Genomic DNA, 16,841 nt, shown 5'->3' on the forward strand with positions numbered 1-16,841 from the left:
GCACCACGCCGTGGATGGTCGTGATGATCCTCGGCTTCTACACCCGGCGCGGGTGGTACGACCCGGACGCGCTCCAGGTCTTCAACCGCCGGCAGCGGGGTGGGCGTTACTGGTTCACGCACGGGTGGAACTGGCGGGGTATGACGGCGTGGTGGGTGGCCGCGGTGATCGGTGTCCTGTTCACCGACATCCCCGGACAGGTCGTCGGGCCGCTGGGGGACCTGGCGAACGGGATCGACATCGGTCTGCCGTTGTCGCTGGCGGTGGCCGCGGTGCTGTTCCTCTCGCTTCTGCGGGTCTTCCCCGAACCCCGGGCCGTGTACGGGCCCGAGGGGGCGCGACTGGCCCGAACCGTCTCCGCCCCCGTGCCGCCGATCACCGGCCCCGGCGCGGAGCCCGACGCCACTTCGCCCGTACTGGCCACGGAGCGCGACTGAGATCGCTTCTCCCCTCCCAGAGCCCCGCATCGGCCTGAACGGACTCGTCCTCGAACGCCGGACGGGCCGAAAGATCACCGGCCCCGCCGAAAGCCGCCTGGCGGCGCGGCCGGCTATGTCCCGATGGTGCGGGCGATGTCCAGGGTGAGGCGTTGCCATGGGTCACGGGGGTCGCGGGACGTGAGTGCGTGGATGCGGCGCAGGCGGTAGCGCAGGGACTGGGGATGGAGGTGGAGTTCGCGGGCGGCGGCATTCGCCGAGCCCGCGTCGATGTATACGGTGAGCGCCTCCAGCAGGTGCCGCTGTCCCGGCTCGGCGAGCGGCCCGAGCACCAGCCGCGCGATACGTTCCGGCGCGGCGACCGGATGCCCGGCGAGCAACGCGAGCACGTGCGCGTCCGCGTCGGTGAGGACGCACCCGGCCCGATGGGCGTGCGCGGGCGCCGTGTCGAGGGCGTCGGCGGCGAGCCGATGGGCGACGGCGACCCGGTCCAGGCTCTGGCCCGAGATCGCGCAACCGCGCCAGTCCCGCGCCCCCAGCACCGCCCCCGCCCGGCCGGCGGCGAGGGCAGGCAGCAACAGAACGGCACGGGAGCCGCGTACCGTCGCCGCCGAGGTGACCTCGGCGCCGGGCACGGCCAGCGCGTCGAGCAGTCCCGTGGCCGCGTCCTGCGCCATGTCGGGGCGGTCCGCTCCGGCCAGCTCGGCGACCAAGAGGCAGTAGGGGTCCGGGAGTTGGATGCCCAGTCGCGCCGACCGGTCGGTCAGCGCGCCCACCGAGGCGTGTCGCCCGGCGATCAGGTCGTCGAGCAGCAGCCGCAGTGCCCGGTCGCGGTCCGCGGCGAGGTCCTCGTCGGTGGTGGCGTACGCCGCAGTCATCTCCTCGGCGAGCGTGTCGAGCGTGGTCAGCAGCATCCGGGCGAGGGCGAAGGCGTCCGCGGTGGTGAGCCGGGGCGCGCGGGCCGCGACCTCGTCCGTGAGGACGGTCCCCGCCACGCGGTAGGCGCGCAGCACGGCCTGCACGGGCCTGCCGTCCGCCGCGCGGGCCGCCGCGATGCCCCGGAGCCTGCGCAGGTCGGCCGGCTCCAGGATGCCGTCGGTCACCCAGAGGTGGAGCAGCCGCTCCAGCCCCCAGGCCGCGATGGCCCGTACCTCCGGAAGGCGGCTGTCGTCGAGCGCCGCGTACACCGGGACCTGTTCGTGGACCGCGGCGACGATCGCCTCCACGACGCGCGGGTCGGCGACCATCTCCTGCCGGACGCGCTCTCTGATGTCGGCGGGACTTCTTGTCACAGGGTGATGATCCCAGCCGCGCGATGTGCGCACCACAGTGGACGGATCTTGTCACGGTCGCCAGGATCGACGTCGTACACGCGGTCTCAGGGACGAGAGGCGGGACGTACGGATGGCGAAGCACTGGGCCGACTTCCAGTACGAGATCTATCTGAACGGAATGACGGGTGCCGTACCGCGGCTGCCCACCGATCTGACCCGGCTGGAGGAGCTCACCGAGCAGCGGCTCGGGCCCGGTCCGGTCGGCTATGTGGCGGGCAGCGCGGGCAACGGCAGTACGGCGCGGGCGAACCGGGCCGCCCTCGACCGGCGCCGGATCGTGCCGCGCATGCTGCGCGACGTGCACGAACGCGACCTCCGCGTCGAGGTGTTGGGGCGAGAGCTGCCCGCCCCGCTGGCGCTGGCGCCCGTGGGGGTGCTGTCGATCATGCACCCGGACGCGGAGTCCGCCGCCGCGCGGGCCGCCGCGGCGCAGGGCGTGCCGTACATCCTCTCCTCGGCGTCCAGTACGCCGATGGAGCAGGTGGCGGAGGCGATGGGGGATGCGGAGCGCTGGTTCCAGCTGTACTGGGCGAAGGACCGCGAGGTCACCCGGAGCTTCCTGAACCGGGCGAAGGCGGCCGGTTTCACGGCCCTGCTCGTCACCCTCGACACTCCCCTGCTGGCCTGGCGGCCGCGCGACCTCGACCAGGCGTATCTGCCGTTCCTGCACGGCGTGGGCACGGCCAACTACTTCACCGACCCGGCGTTCCAGGCGGGCCTCGCCAAGCCGGTGCACGAGGACCCGAACGCGGCCGTGATGCACTTCGTGGGCATGTTCGCGGACCCCGGCAAGACCTGGCCGGATCTGGAGTTCCTGCGGGAGAACTGGGACGGGCCGATCGTCCTGAAGGGGATTCTGCACCCGGACGACGCGCGCCGTGCCGCGAGCGCCGGGATCGACGGTGTGGTCGTCTCCAACCACGGAGGCCGGCAGGTGGCGGGGTCGGTGGCCGCCGCCGACGCGCTGCCGCGCGTGGTCGAGGCGGCGGGCGACCGGCTGACCGTCCTCTTCGACAGCGGCGTCCGCACCGGCGACGACATCTTCAAGGCGCTCGCCCTCGGCGCGAAGGCGGTGCTCGTCGGACGCCCGTACGCCTATGGGCTCGGCCTCGACGGACAGGCGGGCGTCGAGCACGTCATCCGCTGCCTGCTCGCCGAGTTCGACCTCACCCTCGCCCTGTCCGGGCACGCCCGCCCCGCCACCGTCGGCCCCGACGACCTGATCGAGGAAACCGCATGACCGTCACCAAGAACGTCCTGGCCGTCGTCTCGCCGCACGTCGGAGGCCGTACGGCGGGCGCGGCGCTCGCCACCGTGTTTCCCGGAGAGGCCCAGGTCACCGTCGTGGAGGCGACCGACGAGGACCCCGCCGCGCTGCGCGCGGCGCACGTCATCATCACGGGCCTCGGCCCGGTGACGGCCGAACACATCACCGCCGCACCGGACCTGAAGCTGATCCAGTGCGCGAGCCACGGCTTCGACTACGTCGATCTGGAAGCGGCGCGCGCCCAGCACGTGCCCGTGTGCAACATCGGCTCCAGCGGCGCCGAGAAGCAGAACGTGGCCGAGCAGACCTTCGCCCTCATGCTCGCCCTCGCCAAGCAACTGGTCCCCGCGCACACCGCGTTGGTGGACGCCGACTGGGCGCTGCCCCGGCTCCAGCAGTCCATCACCGAACTGTCCGGCAAGACGCTCGGCATCGTCGGACTCGGACACATCGGCGAGGAGGTCGCCCGCCGCGCGGTCGCCTTCGACATGACCGTCGTGTACGCCGGTCCGCAGCCCCTCGACGCGGCGACAGAGGCCCGGCTCGGCGGCGCCCGCCATGTCGGACTCGACGAACTGCTGCGCACGTCGGACTACATCACGCTGCACGCGCCGCTCACCGACGCGACCCGGCATCTGCTGAACGCCGAGCGGCTCGCGCTCCTCAAGCCGACCGCGTTCGTGGTCAACACCGCGCGGGGCGCCCTGATCGACCAGGACGCCCTCGCGGACGCGCTCGAGGAGGGCGCCCTGGCCGGAGCGGGCATCGACGTCTTCGACCCCGAACCGCCCACCGCGGCCCTGCGGCTGCTCAAGGCGCCGAACGTGGTGCTCTCACCTCATGTCGCGGGCGTCACGCGCGAGACACTGGTGCGGATCGCGCTGGCGGCCGTCCAGAACGCCGCCGACTTCCTGGCCGGCAAGCCGCCTCGGGATGTCATCTCCTAGCGTCACCGCCCGGTTCCCGCGGTCATGGCGGTTCGCGGCTCCCCTCACCCGGTCGGTTCACAGCCCGACTCCCGTGACGATGGCGGGGAGCTGCAGGGGCAGCGGCAGCGCCGGCGCCGGGCTCTCGTCGTCCTCGTGGTCGTCGCCGACAGCCACCGCGCGCGGCTCCTGGTAGCTCTCCGACGGGCTCGTCTCCGGGGCGGCGGGCACGCCTTCCGACGGTTCGGACGGTTCCTCCGGCGGCTCGCCCGGCGCGTCGGGCGCGCTGTCGGCCGACGGCGGCTCACTGACGGTGGGCCGGGTCGAGGGGCCGCCCGTGCCCGCGATCGACAGGGACTCCGGGCCGGCCGACGACGCGTCGGTCCGCCACCGCTGGAGGTCGGAGCCGTCGCGCACCTTGACGACGATGTCGGCGTCGGGGTCCGTGGACGCGGGTGCGACGGCGAGTTCGTCGTTCCATCGGGGCAGCAACTCGCCCCGGACGGTCAGGTCGTAGCGCTCGTCGCCGCCGCCCGCCGCGCTCCGGGCGACACAGCGGTCCAGCAGCACGACACCGTTGTCAGCGCGCGAGTCGAGGCACAGCTCGGGGTTGGCGATGCTGCGCAGCAGACCGTCTTCCTCGTACGACCACTGCTGGGTCCAGGCGGAGGAGCACACCGCCAACTTGGTCTCGGCGCCGGCCTTCGCCTTGCCGCCCCTGATGTCGAGGCACAGGTCGGCGGCGAGGTTGCGCAGCCGGGTCTGCTCGGTGGTCGTGGGGAGTCCGGCCGAGGTGGGCGGCGAGGACGGGGCGGGCGGGGGCTGGGAGCCGGGGGCGGGCGACAGGGTGCGGCTGCTGCTCGCGCCCGTGGTGGCCGTGGGGCCGGCGCCGCCGTCGCCGTGCGACCACAGGCTGGTGGCGAGCACGGTCACGAGCAGGGCGGCGGACAGGCCGGCTCCCGTGAGCAGGGCCTTCGGGGGCCGCTGTCCCGACTGGCCCGCACGGCGGCCCGGGGAGGGAATCTGGGACAGCAGACGGTGGCGCCCACCGGTGCCGGGCCGTCCGTCGCCGCCCTCCCTGCGTCCGCCGGAGGGGGATCCGTCCCGGGAACGCGTCGCTGTCGCCCGTCCCCCGCGCCCCGGGCGTGAGTCGAGATACCGGCGTGCGCCCCAGCCGAGTACCGCTTCGGCGAGCAGCACGCCCAACCCGCCCTCGAAATAGCTGAGTTGCTCGGCCGCGTAACGGCAGTAGGTGCACTCCGTCAGATGCTGTCGGACATCGGGCAGCAAGGCGCCGCCGCGGCGAATCGCCACATCCAGCAGCCGGTTGTAGAAGCCGCATTCCTTGGACGGCGCGAGTTCCCGGTGGGCGCGTACACAGCCCTCCCGGAATTGCCCGCGGGCCTGCTCCAGAGCGGCCGACGCGGTGTCGGTATCCATGCCCGACAGACCGGCCGGTACGGATATGGGCTCGGCCTCGACCTCGGTGTGCCACAGCAGGCAGCGGGCGAGTCCCGGCAGGGCCTGGAAAGAGCGCTCGGCGAGCTTCCGATTTTCGGCCGTCATGGACTTGGCCGCGCGCATACCGCGACCCCCCGCGGGTTTCCTCAAGTCCGGCAGAACACCGGATATCCGATCGTCCGCGGACCACTCCCTGACGGTGTCCCGCACGGTCAGGAGGAGTTGGGGACGGAGCGCGAGACCGGACCCGCCTTCCGGGAGGTGGTCGAGCACCTGGCGGAAGGAGGCCGCCGCGACCATGGAGGCGACGCTCGCCGAAGAGGTGAGGCAGATGACCGCGTAGTCGTAGGTCGGCTGCCAGTGCCGGACCATCAGCAGGGCGACGGGGTGGGCCGCCTCGCTCTCCGGCCGGCTTCTCAGCCCGGCGGCGAGACTCTCGTCGGATTCACCGGGAACGCCACCGGGTGGAAAAGGGGGACGAGGGGGGTGGGGGGTGTGCACAGAGGGGGTTCCTTCCAAGGTGCAAGGTGGCACACAGAAGTTCTTGTCCGCCGAAAAGGAGCCCTGATTGGTGTATACCTTTTTGACGGAGCGCCGGGAAAACGGTCGGGGTGAAGGCCGTGCGGCGACCGCCGGTCAAGAGCCTTATGAGGCTCTTCGACAGCTCGGAATTACGAACAGCGATTCAGTCCCGGCCATTGGCCAAGCACAGGACGCTCACCTTCGCACAAACGCCCATGGCCAACAAGGCACTTGAGCAACATCTGCACCATTGAAAGAAAGTCAGATCCCGGGACAACTCGCCCGGTTCGCACCGGCTTTCGAAATTCCATGCGCCCCGTGTGAACCGTGCGCACGCGCCGGCGGGCCGCGCACGCTCCCGGCGCACGGAGCTCCGCGGTGCACTGGAACCGGCCCTTCTCCAAGGCCCCGCGCAGGACGGCGGCTCTCCCGCGCGAAACCGGCCGCCGACCCCGATCCTCCCGCCCTCGGTCGGCGGCCCCGAGGGCGGGTCGCCGGGGCCGGCCCGAACGAGGGCCGGCACCGGTTTCCTTCGCCCCCGCCGCCCCTACCCGTCCCGAACGGGGTCCGGGGTCAGATCTGCCAGGACCGCAGGCGGTCGGCCGCGCCGTAGACGTCTGTCTTGCCGGAGATCAGGTCGCGGGCGAGGTCGACGAGGGCCCCGTACGGCGGGTCGATGCCGACGCCGCTGACGAACATGTAGGCGACCGCGGCCGAGCAGGCGAAGCGGGCGTTGGCGGCCGGTAAGGGCTTCAGCAGGGCCAGGGTGTGCAGGAGTGCGGCGGCGCGCCAGGCCGGGTCGGAGTCGACGCCCAGGCGGGGCGGGTCGACGCGGTGCCGGGCCACGGCGGCGACCAGCGCCGAGAAGTCGTCGACCGTGGGCTGGTCGGGCAGTACCTCTTCGTGGCGCTGGAGCAGCCAGGGCACGTCGATATGGATGACGGGGGCCATCGGTCAGGCGACCCGTCCCTCACCCTTGGCGGGCGGTTCGTCCTCCGGGAACGCGGCGGCGAACTCGTCCGCGTGGGCGGCGAAGAACCGGCGGAAGACCTCCGCGCCTTCCTGCAGTGCCCGGTGCCGCACGATGTCGGCCGCGGCGGCCTCCCGCACCAGGGCCTTCATCGACGTACCGCGCTCCTTGGCCATCTGCCGCAGGTCCTCTAGCTCGCGGTCGCTGAACTCCACATTGAGAGCTGGCATGCCCTCACGGTACCGCGAGGGTACTTACTGGTAAATACCCCCAGGTCAGCCCGCACGGAGTGCGGTACCTGCGGCCGATTCACCGTGGCGGGGCGCGGGCCGCCGCCACGAGCGGCAGCCGGCGCCCCGACGCGCCGGGCGCGCTCGACGATCCACCCGGCGACACGACGGCCGACCGGTCAGGTCCCCCACAGCCCGCGCCTGCGGTACCCCTGCTCCCAGAACAGGCGGTTGAGGACCCGGACCGGCGGGGGCAGCGCGCCGAGGAAGACGGCTCGGTCGGCGGGCGGGATGCCGTCGACGATCCACGGCACGAAGACGGCCGCCCCGCGCAGTCCCTGCGTCTTGCGGATGCGTCCCGTGAAGGCACCCCAGTCCGCGGGCGTCAGCACCTCCTGGATGAGCGGCAGTGCGCTCGCCTCCTCGTGCGCGAGGTGGTCGTCGAGGGTGGTCGCCAGCGAGTGGACCAATTCGGCGAGTTCGGCCGACCGGTCCCGCAGCGCGGCGTCGACGGCGGTGAGCCGCGGGTCGAGGAGGGCGTGCTCCGCCTCCATCTCGGCGAGCAGGGCGACGTCCCCGGGACGGCCCTCGACCTTGCGCTGCACGCGCGGCCACAGGTCGCTGTCCTCGGCGGTGTGGTGGATGTGCAGCTGATGCGTGAAGTTGGCCCAGCCGGCACGGACTTGGGGGGTGAAGGCGGTGCCGTCCGCCGCGGCCTTGCCGAGGCGTACCAGATCGCGCCGGAACGCGTCATGGGCGGCGTACATCACGGTGAGGTCGATGCTCATGAGGTGGCTTCCTCCAGTGCGGGCCCGGACACGGGCAGGGCATGCGGGTTGGCGGACGGGCCGTGGTGACGGCGTACGGCGAGACAGGCGAGCGCGCCGGTCAGCAGGACCGCGGCGGAGACCAGGACGGCGGGGCCCATCGCGTCCACGAAGCCGTGTCCGAAGACCTGGCCGCCCAGCTCCCGCATACGGTCGGCGACGTCGTGCGGCACGCCGCTCGGCGGCCCGGCCGACCGCTGGGCGCTCACGGTGGACTCCGCCTCGGAGAAGGCTCCGACGAAGCCGGCGCGGTAGGCGGCGGGCAGTTGCCCGGCGCGCTGGTCCGCCTGGTCGGCGAGCGCGGAGGCGAGCCGCGCCTGGAGCACGGCGCCGACGACCGCGCCCGCGAGCACCGAACCGACCTGCCGCAGCGCGTTGTTGGCACCCGACGCGGCTCCGGACAGACGAGCCGGTACGTTGCGCATGACCTCGGTGGCCATGGGGGTGAAGGTGCAGCCGGCGCCCAGGCCGGCCAGGAAGAGCGGGAAGGCCACGGCCGTCCAGCCGGACCCGACGTCGGCCACGGCCACGATCCACACCAACGCCGCCGCCCAGGCGAGCAGCCCGGTCATCAGGATGAACTTGCCGCCGATCTTGTCCGCGAGCACACCCGCGGGGCCGGCCATGACGAACGAGCCGAGCGCGAGCGGCAGCAGCACAAGGCCGGACTTGAGCGCGCTGAAGCCCAGGACGGACTGGAGGTAGATCGTCAGCGGCAGGAACATGCCGATGACGCCGAAGGACACCGTGACGCCCACGAAGTTGAGGAGGGTGAAGTTGCGGTCCTTGAAGAGCGAGAACGGGACGAGCGGGTCGTGCGCCTGCTGCCCGCGCTCGTGTGCCAGGAATCCGGCGAAGAGCACCGCCGCCGCGGCGAACAGGGCCCGGATCCAGCCGTTCCATTCGTAACGCTGCCCCTCGGTCAGCGCAAAGGCCAGGCAGAACAGGGCACTTGAGGCGAGCGCCACGCCGAGGGCGTCGAAGCGGTGCCGTACGGTGCGCCGCGAGCCGGGGAGGATCGCCACGGCGAGGCCGAGGACCAGCACCCCGAGCGGCAGATTGACGTAGAAGATCCACCGCCAGTCGAGGTGCGTGATCAGCGCACCCCCGATGATCGGGCCGAGGGCGCCGGAGATGCCCGCGACCGCGCCCCACACCCCCATCGCGGCGCCCCGGCGGTCGGCCGGGAACACCTCGGCGATGATCGACAGGGTCTGCGGCATGAGCAGTGCCGCGCCGAGGCCCTGGACCGCGCGGAAGGCGATCAGCTGGGCCGGGTCCCGGGCGAGGCCGCAGGCCAGGCTGGCGAGCGTGAAGAGGGCGACGCCCGCGACGAACAGGTTCCGTTTGCCGCGCAGGTCGCCGAGACGGCCCGCGGTGATCAGCAGGACGGCGAGGGCGAGCGTATAGGCGTTGACCACCCACAGGATCTCGTCGAGAGAGGCGCCCAGGTCCTGGCTCATGTCGGGGATCGCGATGTTCACGATCGTCAGGTCGAGGAGCGTCATGAAGAACCCCAGAGAGAGCGTGATGAGGATCGCCCAGGGGTTGCCGTGCCATTTCTTGAACACGATGTGTGTCTCCTTGTGCCGAAGCGTCGTACTCGCGTTCAAGAGGTCGGGGGCGCCGGGCGGTGTGACACCGGGGCAGACACCTGAGACGTACGTCACAATTCGCCGTCGGAGGTCACATTCGGACCCTGTTCTCCCCTCGCAGTAGTGAGCGCATCAAGGGAGGCAGGGCATGTCCGAAAGCCCCGGGTCCGGGACCGGCAGCCGCGAGACGCCGGGAATCGACGGGCCGTCGTCCGCGAGCGACGGCGCGACGCGCGTGTTCGTCGACCACCGCGAGCTGCTGTTCGCGATCGTCTACAACATGCTCGGCAGCGTCGCCGACACGGAGGACGTGCTCCAGGAGACCTGGCTGTCGTGGCGGGGCCGCGTCGACCGCTCCCCGCTGGACGGGATCACCAACCCGCGCGCCTACCTCGTACGCATCGCGGTGAACCACGCGCTCGGCCGGCGCGCCGCCATCACCCGGCGCCGCGAGACGTACGTGGGTCCCTGGCTGCCGGAGCCCCTGCTCGACGAACCGGCACCCGACGAATCCGCCGACGGCCGCACCCTGCGCTCCGAGTCGGTGTCGCTGGCGATGCTCGTGGTCCTGGAGTCGCTCACCCCGCTGGAGCGGGCGGTGTTCGTCCTCAACGAGGTGTTCGGCTACGCGCACACCGAGATCGCGGAGGTCATCGACCGCAGCCCGGCGGCGGTGCGCCAGCTCGCGCATCGCGCCCGGGAGCACGTGCACGCCCGCCGTCCGCTGTACCGGGCCCATCCCCGGGTACGCCGGCAGGCGACCGAACGGTTCGTGGAGGCGGCGCTCGGCGGTGACATCGCCGCGCTCATGGAGATCCTCGCGCCGGACGTCACCGTGTGGACGGACGGCGGCGGCAAGGCCCGCGCGGCCGGGCTGCGGCCGGTGCACGGCCGGGACAAGGCGGCGCGCCTGTTCGCCGGATACGCGACGCGCCGCGCGACGAAGCTCGACATCCGCTACCGGCGGGTCAACGGCGACGACTCCGCGGTGATCTTCGAGGGCGAGTCCCCGTACGCCGTCATGGTCATGGACCTCACCCCGGACGGCGCGCAGGTGTCCGACGTCTACATCGTCACCAATCCCGAGAAGCTCACGCACGTGCGACGCGACGAGGAGAGCGGGGCCGAGACCGCGACGGGCACCAGCACCAGCACCGGCACCGGCACCGGCACCGGCACCGGCACCGGCACCGAGGAGGGGACGCGCACATGACGACCGCGGAAGGCGCAACCGGACAGACCACCGAACAGATCACCGGGCAGACCGCCGGGCGCCCCGCCGAGCAGACGTCCACCGGCGAGCGCGTAGCCGACTGGTTCGACGGCCGCCTCGGGGTCTACTCCCTCGGCAAGCGGTATCTCCGCAAGGTGTTCCCGGACCACTGGTCCTTCCTGCTCGGCGAGATCTGCCTCTACAGCTTCGTCGTCCTCGTCCTCACCGGGGTCTATCTCACGCTGTTCTTTCATCCGTCGATGAACGAGGTGGTCTACCACGGCAGTTACGTCCCGCTCAACGGCATCCGCATGTCGGAGGCGTACGCCTCGACGCTCGACATCAGTTTCGACGTGCGCGGCGGTCTGCTGATCCGGCAGATCCACCACTGGGCGGCGCTGATCTTCCTGGCCGCGATGCTGACGCACATGATGCGGCACTTCTTCACCGGCTCGTTCCGCAAACCCCGCGAGGTGAACTGGCTGTTCGGCTGGACGCTGCTGCTCCTCGGCATGTTCGAGGGGCTGTTCGGCTACTCGCTGCCGGACGATCTGCTGTCGGGGACGGGGATGCGGTTCGTGGACGGGGCGATCCTGTCGGTGCCGATCGTCGGGACCTATCTGTCGTTCTTCCTCTTCGGCGGGGAGTTCCCCGGCCACGACATCGTGGCCCGCTTCTACTCGCTGCACGTCCTGCTGATACCGGGGATCATGGCGGCGCTCGTCGTGGCGCATCTGATCCTGGTCGTCCACCACAAGCACACGCAGTTCGCGGGGCCGGGAAAGACCGAACGCAATGTGGTGGGCACGCCGTTCCTGCCGGTCTACCTGGCGAAGGCGGGCGGCTTCTTCTTCCTGGTGTTCGGTGTCATCGCGCTCATCGCGGCGGTCGCGACCATCAACCCGGTCTGGGCGTACGGCCCTTACCGTGCCGACCAGGTGTCGACGGGCGCCCAGCCGGACTGGTATCTGGGCTTCGCGGAAGGGCTGGTCCGGGTCATGCCCGGCTGGGAGATCACGGTGGCGGGGCACACACTGGTGCTCGGCGTGCTCATTCCCGTCGTCGTCTTCCCGCTGCTCCTGGTCGCCATCGGCGTCTACCCGTTCGTGGAGGCCCGGATCACCGGGGACCGGGGCGAGCACCACCTGCTGGACCGCCCGCGCAACCGGCCGGTCCGCACGTCGCTCGGGGCGGCCTGGGTCAGTCTCTATCTGATCCTGCTCGCGGGCGGCGGCAACGACATCGTGGCCACGCGTTTCCATCTCTCGATCAACACCGTCACCTGGACGGTGCGGATCGCCCTGTTCCTGGTCCCGGTCGTCGTGTTCGTCGTGACCCGCCGCATCTGCCTGGGCTTGCGGCAGCGGGACCGGGAGCTGGTGGCGCACGGCCGTGCGACAGGCCTCATCAAGCGCCTGCCGCACGGCGAGTACGTCGAGGTGCACCGTCCGCTCGGTCTCGCCGAACTCCACACGCTGACCGAGCACGAACGGCGGGCGCTCTCAGCCGACCGGGACCTCCAGCCTGCTGATCCGCAGCCCGCCGTCGGCGGCCCTCGGGTGCCCGCTCGCCATGACGAGCCGCAGCCGTGAGCCCCGTACCGCCTCGGAGGTGATCACCGTCGGTTGCCGTCGCCGACTTGTAGAAGGCATTGGACCAGCCGGTCGCCGGGTCGCCGGGTCGCCGGGTCGCCGGGTCGCCGTCGAGCATGGCGGCGGGGAGGGTGTCGGCACGGCCCGAGTAACTGGCCTCCGCGTACCGGTAGTTCGGGACTGCCGGGTGGTCCGGCTCGAAGGAGGGGGCCACCGGGGTGCTCGCCTTCACCGCGGCGCGGGTGGTGCATACGGTCACGGTGGCCGTACGGAGCCCTTCGCCGCGCGCGGTCACCGTCAAGATGCCCGCCTTCGTCCCGGCGCGGACGATGGCAAGTGCCAGGCCGTGAAAGCCGTTCGGGTGGCGGCCCGGTAGCGCTCGGCGCTCTCCTCGCGACTGTTGTCGAGCCGGGCGACCCGCCGTCGACCTCGAACGCCAGCGGATCCTCCGCGTCGGGCACGACCACGCCGTGGGCGTCGACCGCCTCCGCGGTCACGAACACAGACGTGCGGGCGCGCCCAGCGCCCGGGCGCGCGTCGCGTGTCGCACTAGGGGGGCTCCCGGTGACCACCGGCCGCCTCCGCCCCGAGCCGCGGGTACGCAGTTCCGAGGCTCGCGTACGCGGCCCCCGGAGTCACGCGTGCGGAGCCCCTGTACGCACTACGGAGTCGCGCGTGCGGAAACCCTGCACGCACTAGGCTGGAACCGAGTGACGCGCTTGTTCACTGTGAGTGTGCGCAATGGAGTCGCGACGATGAGCCCGGTCCACCCCTTCGACGAGGCCGCCACGGCACGGGCCGTCATCGACGAGAACGGCACCCTGATCCACTGGAACGAGGGGGCCCGCCGGCTGCTGGGGTACGCGCCGGAGGAGGTCGAGGGCGGTCCCGCCGCACACCTGCTGGACCCCGCGGACACCACCGCGCCGCCCGAACCCGACACCCCACGCTGGAGCGGCACGCTCTCACTGCGGCACCGCGACGGACACGTCCTGTCCGTGTGGCTGCTCGCCCATCACGGAGAGGCCCGGGGCGAGTGGCTGGTGGTCACGCCGCTCGAGGCGGCGGCGCCGCGCTCGCCGGACGACCCGCTGATCAGGGCGGTGCTCACCCAGTCGCCGTGTGCCATGGCTGTCTACGACGAACGGCTGCGGCTGTACGGGATCAACGACGCGATGGCCGAGGTGATCGGACTCCCGGAGGCCCGTGTCCGGGGCCTGCGGAACTCCGAGATCGGCGGCAAACGGGCGAGCGAGCAGCTCGAAGAGGACATGTACGGCGTGCTCGTCTCGGGCGAGGGGCGCGATGTCGAGACGTATCTGCGCTCGGGGGGTGAGGACCGCGCGCACGCCTGGCTGGTCCGGATCTCTCCGCTGACCGATGACGAGGGGCGGGTGCGGGGGGTGTGCCTGGCCGCGCACGACTTCTCCGAGCAGCACAAGGCCCGGGAGCGGCTACAGCTGGTCAACGAGGCGAGCGTGCGCATCGGCAGCACCCTCGACGTCACCCGAACGGCCCAAGAGCTCGCCGACGTCTGTGTGCCGGCCCTCGCCGACTTCGTCAGCGTCGACCTGCTGGATCCGCCGGAGCACAGCGGTGAGCACCACCCCGTGCCGCCGGACCCGCCGGTCACACTCCGGCGCGCCGCCCACCAGTCGGTGAACCCCGGCGCCCCGGAGGCGGTCGTCAAGCCCGGCGAGGTCGACGTCTACCCCGCCTCCTCACCGCAGGCCGGCTCACTGGTCGCCCGCCGCACGATCGTGGCGCCGGACGCCACCACCACGCTGTCGGAGTGGCTGGCCTGGGACGACCGCCGCGGCGCGCGCGTCGCCGAGTTCGGCATCCACGCCACCATGTCGGTGCCCATCCAGGCCCGCGGCCAGACCCTCGGCGTCGCCGTCCTCACCCGGTATCTCCGGCCCGATCCGTTCACACCCGACGACGTGCTGCTCGCCGAGGAGGTCACGGCCAGGGCCGCCGTCTGCATCGACCACGCCCGCCGCTTCTCCCGCGAGCGGCAGACCGCGCTGGCCCTGCAACGCAGCCTGCTCCCCCCGTCGCTGCCCGCGACGGCGGCCCTGGAGGCGGCCTCCCGCTACCTTCCCGCGGCGCGGGCCGGAGTGGGCGGCGACTGGTTCGACGTGATCCCGCTGTCCGGGATGCGCGTCGCCATGGTCGTCGGCGACGTCGTGGGCCACGGCATCCAGGCCTCGGCGACGATGGGACGGCTGCGCACGGCCGTGCGCACGCTCGCCGACATCGACCTGGCGCCGGACGAACTGCTCACCCACCTCGACGACCTCGTCGTACGACTGTCCACGGAGGCGGGGGCCGAAGGCACCACCGGCGAGGTCGGCGCGACCTGCCTGTACGCGGTGTACGACCCGGTCTCCCGGCGCTGCTCCCTCGCCCGGGCCGGCCACCCGCCGCCCGTCGTCCTGCGTCCGGACGGCCGGCCCCAGCAGATCGACCTCCCGGCCGGGCCGCCGCTCGGCCTGGGCGGACTGCCCTTCGAGTCCGTCGAAGTCGAGCTGCCCGAGGGCACGGTGCTCGCGCTGTACACCGACGGTCTGATCGAGAGCCGCGAGCGGGATGCAGACACCAGCCATCAGTTGCTGTGCCGCGCCCTGGAGCAGTCCTCGGCGTCCCTCGAAGGTGCGTGCCACGCGATCCTGCAGGCGCTGCTGCCGGTCGGCGGCGCCCAGGACGACGTGGCGCTGCTGCTCGCCCGTACCCATGGCCTGGCTCCGTCCCAGGTGGCGACCTGGGACATTCCCGCCGACCCCGCCCTCGTCGCGCCGATCCGCAGGCAGGTGGGCGAGCAACTGGACACCTGGGGGCTGAGCGACGCGGCGTTCACGGCGGAACTCGTGGTGAGCGAGCTGGTCACCAACGCCATCCGGTACGGCGAACCGCCCATCCGGCTGCGCCTCATCCACGACGCCGCCACCCTCATCTGCGAGGTCTCCGACAGCAGCCACACCGCCCCGCATCTGCGCCGGGTGAAGACCTTCGACGAGGGGGGCCGCGGGCTGCTCCTCGTCGCCCAGCTCACCCAGCGCTGGGGGAGCCGGCACATCGCCGAGGGCAAGACGATCTGGGCCGAACTGGCGTTGTTCGAAGAGGAATGACGGCCTCGTGAGGAGCGGGCGGCGCGGCGTCTGATGTGATGGACGAGCGCCACGATCACTCCCGGAGGACCGAACTCTGAACACCCCGCTCGCCGAAGCCCTCTCCGTCGTCCTGCTCGTGGCGGTCCTTGTCTGTGCGGTGATCCGCCCCTTCGGCTGGCCCGAGGCGGTGGTGGCCGTCCCGGCCGCCTGCCTCGTCATCGCCACCGGTGCGATCTCCTGGGACCACGTGCGCGCGGAGGCCGGACATCTGGGTCCGGTGATCGGGTTCCTGGCGTCCGTCCTCGTGCTGGCCCGGTTCTGCGACGACGAGGGGCTCTTCCATGCCTGTGGGGCGTGGATGGCCCGCTGGGCGGCGGGGCGGCCCGGCCGTCTGCTGACCGCGGTCTTCGGGCTCGCCTCGGCGATCACCGCGGTGCTCAGTCTGGACGCGACCGTCGTGCTGCTCACCCCCGTGGTGTTCGCCACGGCGGCGCGGATGGGCGCCCGTCCGAAGCCGCACATCTACGCCTGCACCCATCTCTCGAACACGGCCTCGCTGCTCCTGCCGGTCTCCAACCTCACCAATCTGCTGGCCTTCACCGCCAGCGGTCTGAGCTTCACCCGGTTCGCCGCGCTGATGGTGCTGCCCTGGCTGGTCGCGATCGGCGCCGAGTACGTGGTCTTCCGGCGCTTCTTCGCCCGCGACCTGGGCGTGGCCGCGCCCGCGCCGCATGCCGACGAGCCGCCGGACGTGCCGGTGTTCGCGCTCGTCACCGTGGGCTGCACACTGGCGGGGTTCGTCGTGGCCTCGGCGCTCGGCATCGATCCGGCGTGGTCCGCCGCGGCGGGGGCGCTCGTGCTCGCCACCCGCGCGCTCGTCCGCCGGCGGGCCACCGCGCTCACCGTGGTACGGGCCGCCGCGCCGTCGTTCCTCGCCTTCGTCCTCGCGCTGGGCATCGTCGTCCGGGCCGTGGTCGACAACGGGCTGGCCGACGCGCTCGACGGTCTGCTGCCGAACGGCAGTGGTCTGCCCGCGCTGTTCGGCATCGCGGCCACGGCCGCGGTACTGGCCAACCTGATCAACAATCTGCCCGCGGTCCTCGTCCTGCTGCCGCCGGCCGCCGTGTCCGGTCCCGGCGCGGTGCTGGCCGTCCTGCTGGGGGTCAACATCGGGCCCAACCTGACCTACGCCGGCTCTCTGGCGACCCTGCTGTGGCGGCGTATCGTCCACCAGCACGACCACGGCGTCGACCTCAAGGAGTTCACCCGGCTCGGTCTGATCGCCGTGCCTGCGGCGCTGGTCCCCGCGGTGCTGGCACTGTGGGTCTCACTCCACGTCATCGGAGGCTGATGG

Annotated in this window: 12 protein-coding genes and 2 pseudogenes; 7 read left to right on the forward strand and 7 right to left on the reverse strand. The window is 72.1% G+C overall.

The genetic code is table 11. The annotated features are described in order from the left end of the window. Window positions 1–2 precede the first annotated feature (2 nt). Window positions 3–437: pseudogene (locus ACFVXA_RS22365) on the forward strand (cytosine permease); the annotation flags it as partial. A gap of 113 nt (window positions 438–550) precedes the next feature. Here ACFVXA_RS22365 and ACFVXA_RS22370 read toward each other — a convergent pair. Then, window positions 551–1,729: a PucR family transcriptional regulator gene (locus tag ACFVXA_RS22370; protein ID WP_390026179.1), complete on the reverse strand. Its 1,179-nt coding sequence runs from the start codon at window positions 1,727–1,729 to the stop codon at window positions 551–553. Between the two features lie 112 nt (window positions 1,730–1,841). Here ACFVXA_RS22370 and ACFVXA_RS22375 point away from each other — a divergent pair, with 112 nt between their 5' ends. Next, window positions 1,842–3,011 (forward strand): lactate 2-monooxygenase, encoded by a 1,170-nt coding sequence (locus tag ACFVXA_RS22375; protein WP_383740739.1) that lies wholly within the window; start codon window positions 1,842–1,844, stop codon window positions 3,009–3,011. Then, window positions 3,008–3,985, forward strand: coding sequence for a 2-hydroxyacid dehydrogenase (locus tag ACFVXA_RS22380; protein WP_390026181.1), 978 nt, complete (start codon window positions 3,008–3,010; stop codon window positions 3,983–3,985). The genes ACFVXA_RS22375 and ACFVXA_RS22380 overlap by 4 nt, the downstream gene beginning before the upstream one ends. Before the next feature lie 57 nt (window positions 3,986–4,042). On the opposite strand, the gene ACFVXA_RS22385 is transcribed toward ACFVXA_RS22380, so the two are convergent. The 5 genes from ACFVXA_RS22385 to ACFVXA_RS22405 form a co-directional block, all read right to left on the reverse strand. Further along, window positions 4,043–5,926, reverse strand: a complete 1,884-nt coding sequence (locus ACFVXA_RS22385; RefSeq protein ID WP_390026183.1) for an RICIN domain-containing protein — start codon at window positions 5,924–5,926, stop codon at window positions 4,043–4,045. Window positions 5,927–6,520: 594 nt separating this feature from the next. Further along, window positions 6,521–6,898 (reverse strand): toxin Doc, encoded by a 378-nt coding sequence (locus tag ACFVXA_RS22390; protein ID WP_362023931.1) that lies wholly within the window; start codon window positions 6,896–6,898, stop codon window positions 6,521–6,523. A 3-nt stretch (window positions 6,899–6,901) separates the two neighbouring features. Then, window positions 6,902–7,147: a hypothetical protein gene (locus ACFVXA_RS22395; protein ID WP_362023929.1), complete on the reverse strand. Its 246-nt coding sequence runs from the start codon at window positions 7,145–7,147 to the stop codon at window positions 6,902–6,904. 179 nt (window positions 7,148–7,326) lie between these two features. Beyond that, a complete protein-coding gene (locus ACFVXA_RS22400) occupies window positions 7,327–7,935 on the reverse strand; it encodes a hemerythrin domain-containing protein (RefSeq protein ID WP_383905508.1) in 609 nt (202 codons plus the stop codon). After that, the gene (locus tag ACFVXA_RS22405; protein WP_390026186.1) at window positions 7,932–9,545 is read right to left on the reverse strand and encodes an MFS transporter; all 1,614 of its coding nucleotides are present in this window, start codon (window positions 9,543–9,545) and stop codon (window positions 7,932–7,934) included. Before ACFVXA_RS22405 ends, ACFVXA_RS22400 begins: the two co-directional genes overlap by 4 nt. A gap of 172 nt (window positions 9,546–9,717) precedes the next feature. Between ACFVXA_RS22405 and sigJ the strand changes: the two genes are divergently transcribed. Continuing rightward, complete coding sequence (gene sigJ / locus ACFVXA_RS22410; protein ID WP_390026188.1) at window positions 9,718–10,782, forward strand: RNA polymerase sigma factor SigJ; 1,065 nt, start codon at window positions 9,718–9,720, stop codon at window positions 10,780–10,782. Further along, window positions 10,779–12,374: a cytochrome bc complex cytochrome b subunit gene (locus ACFVXA_RS22415; RefSeq protein WP_390026190.1), complete on the forward strand. Its 1,596-nt coding sequence runs from the start codon at window positions 10,779–10,781 to the stop codon at window positions 12,372–12,374. The genes sigJ and ACFVXA_RS22415 overlap by 4 nt, the downstream gene beginning before the upstream one ends. Here ACFVXA_RS22415 and ACFVXA_RS22420 read toward each other — a convergent pair. Further along, a pseudogene (locus ACFVXA_RS22420) lies at window positions 12,285–12,940 on the reverse strand (hypothetical protein); the annotation flags it as partial. The gene ACFVXA_RS22415 and the pseudogene ACFVXA_RS22420 overlap by 90 nt on opposite strands. Window positions 12,941–13,129: 189 nt before the next feature. Between ACFVXA_RS22420 and ACFVXA_RS22425 the strand changes: the two are divergent. Further along, window positions 13,130–15,505 carry a SpoIIE family protein phosphatase gene (locus ACFVXA_RS22425; protein ID WP_390026269.1) on the forward strand — a complete coding sequence of 792 codons (2,376 nt, stop codon included), beginning with the start codon at window positions 13,130–13,132 and terminating at the stop codon, window positions 15,503–15,505. A 76-nt stretch (window positions 15,506–15,581) separates the two neighbouring features. After that, complete coding sequence (locus tag ACFVXA_RS22430) at window positions 15,582–16,838, forward strand: arsenic transporter (RefSeq protein WP_383905677.1); 1,257 nt, start codon at window positions 15,582–15,584, stop codon at window positions 16,836–16,838. Window positions 16,839–16,841: the final 3 nt, after the last annotated feature.

The organism is Streptomyces sp. NPDC058246 (assembly GCF_042881985.1).
GTDB lineage: Bacteria > Actinomycetota > Actinomycetes > Streptomycetales > Streptomycetaceae > Streptomyces.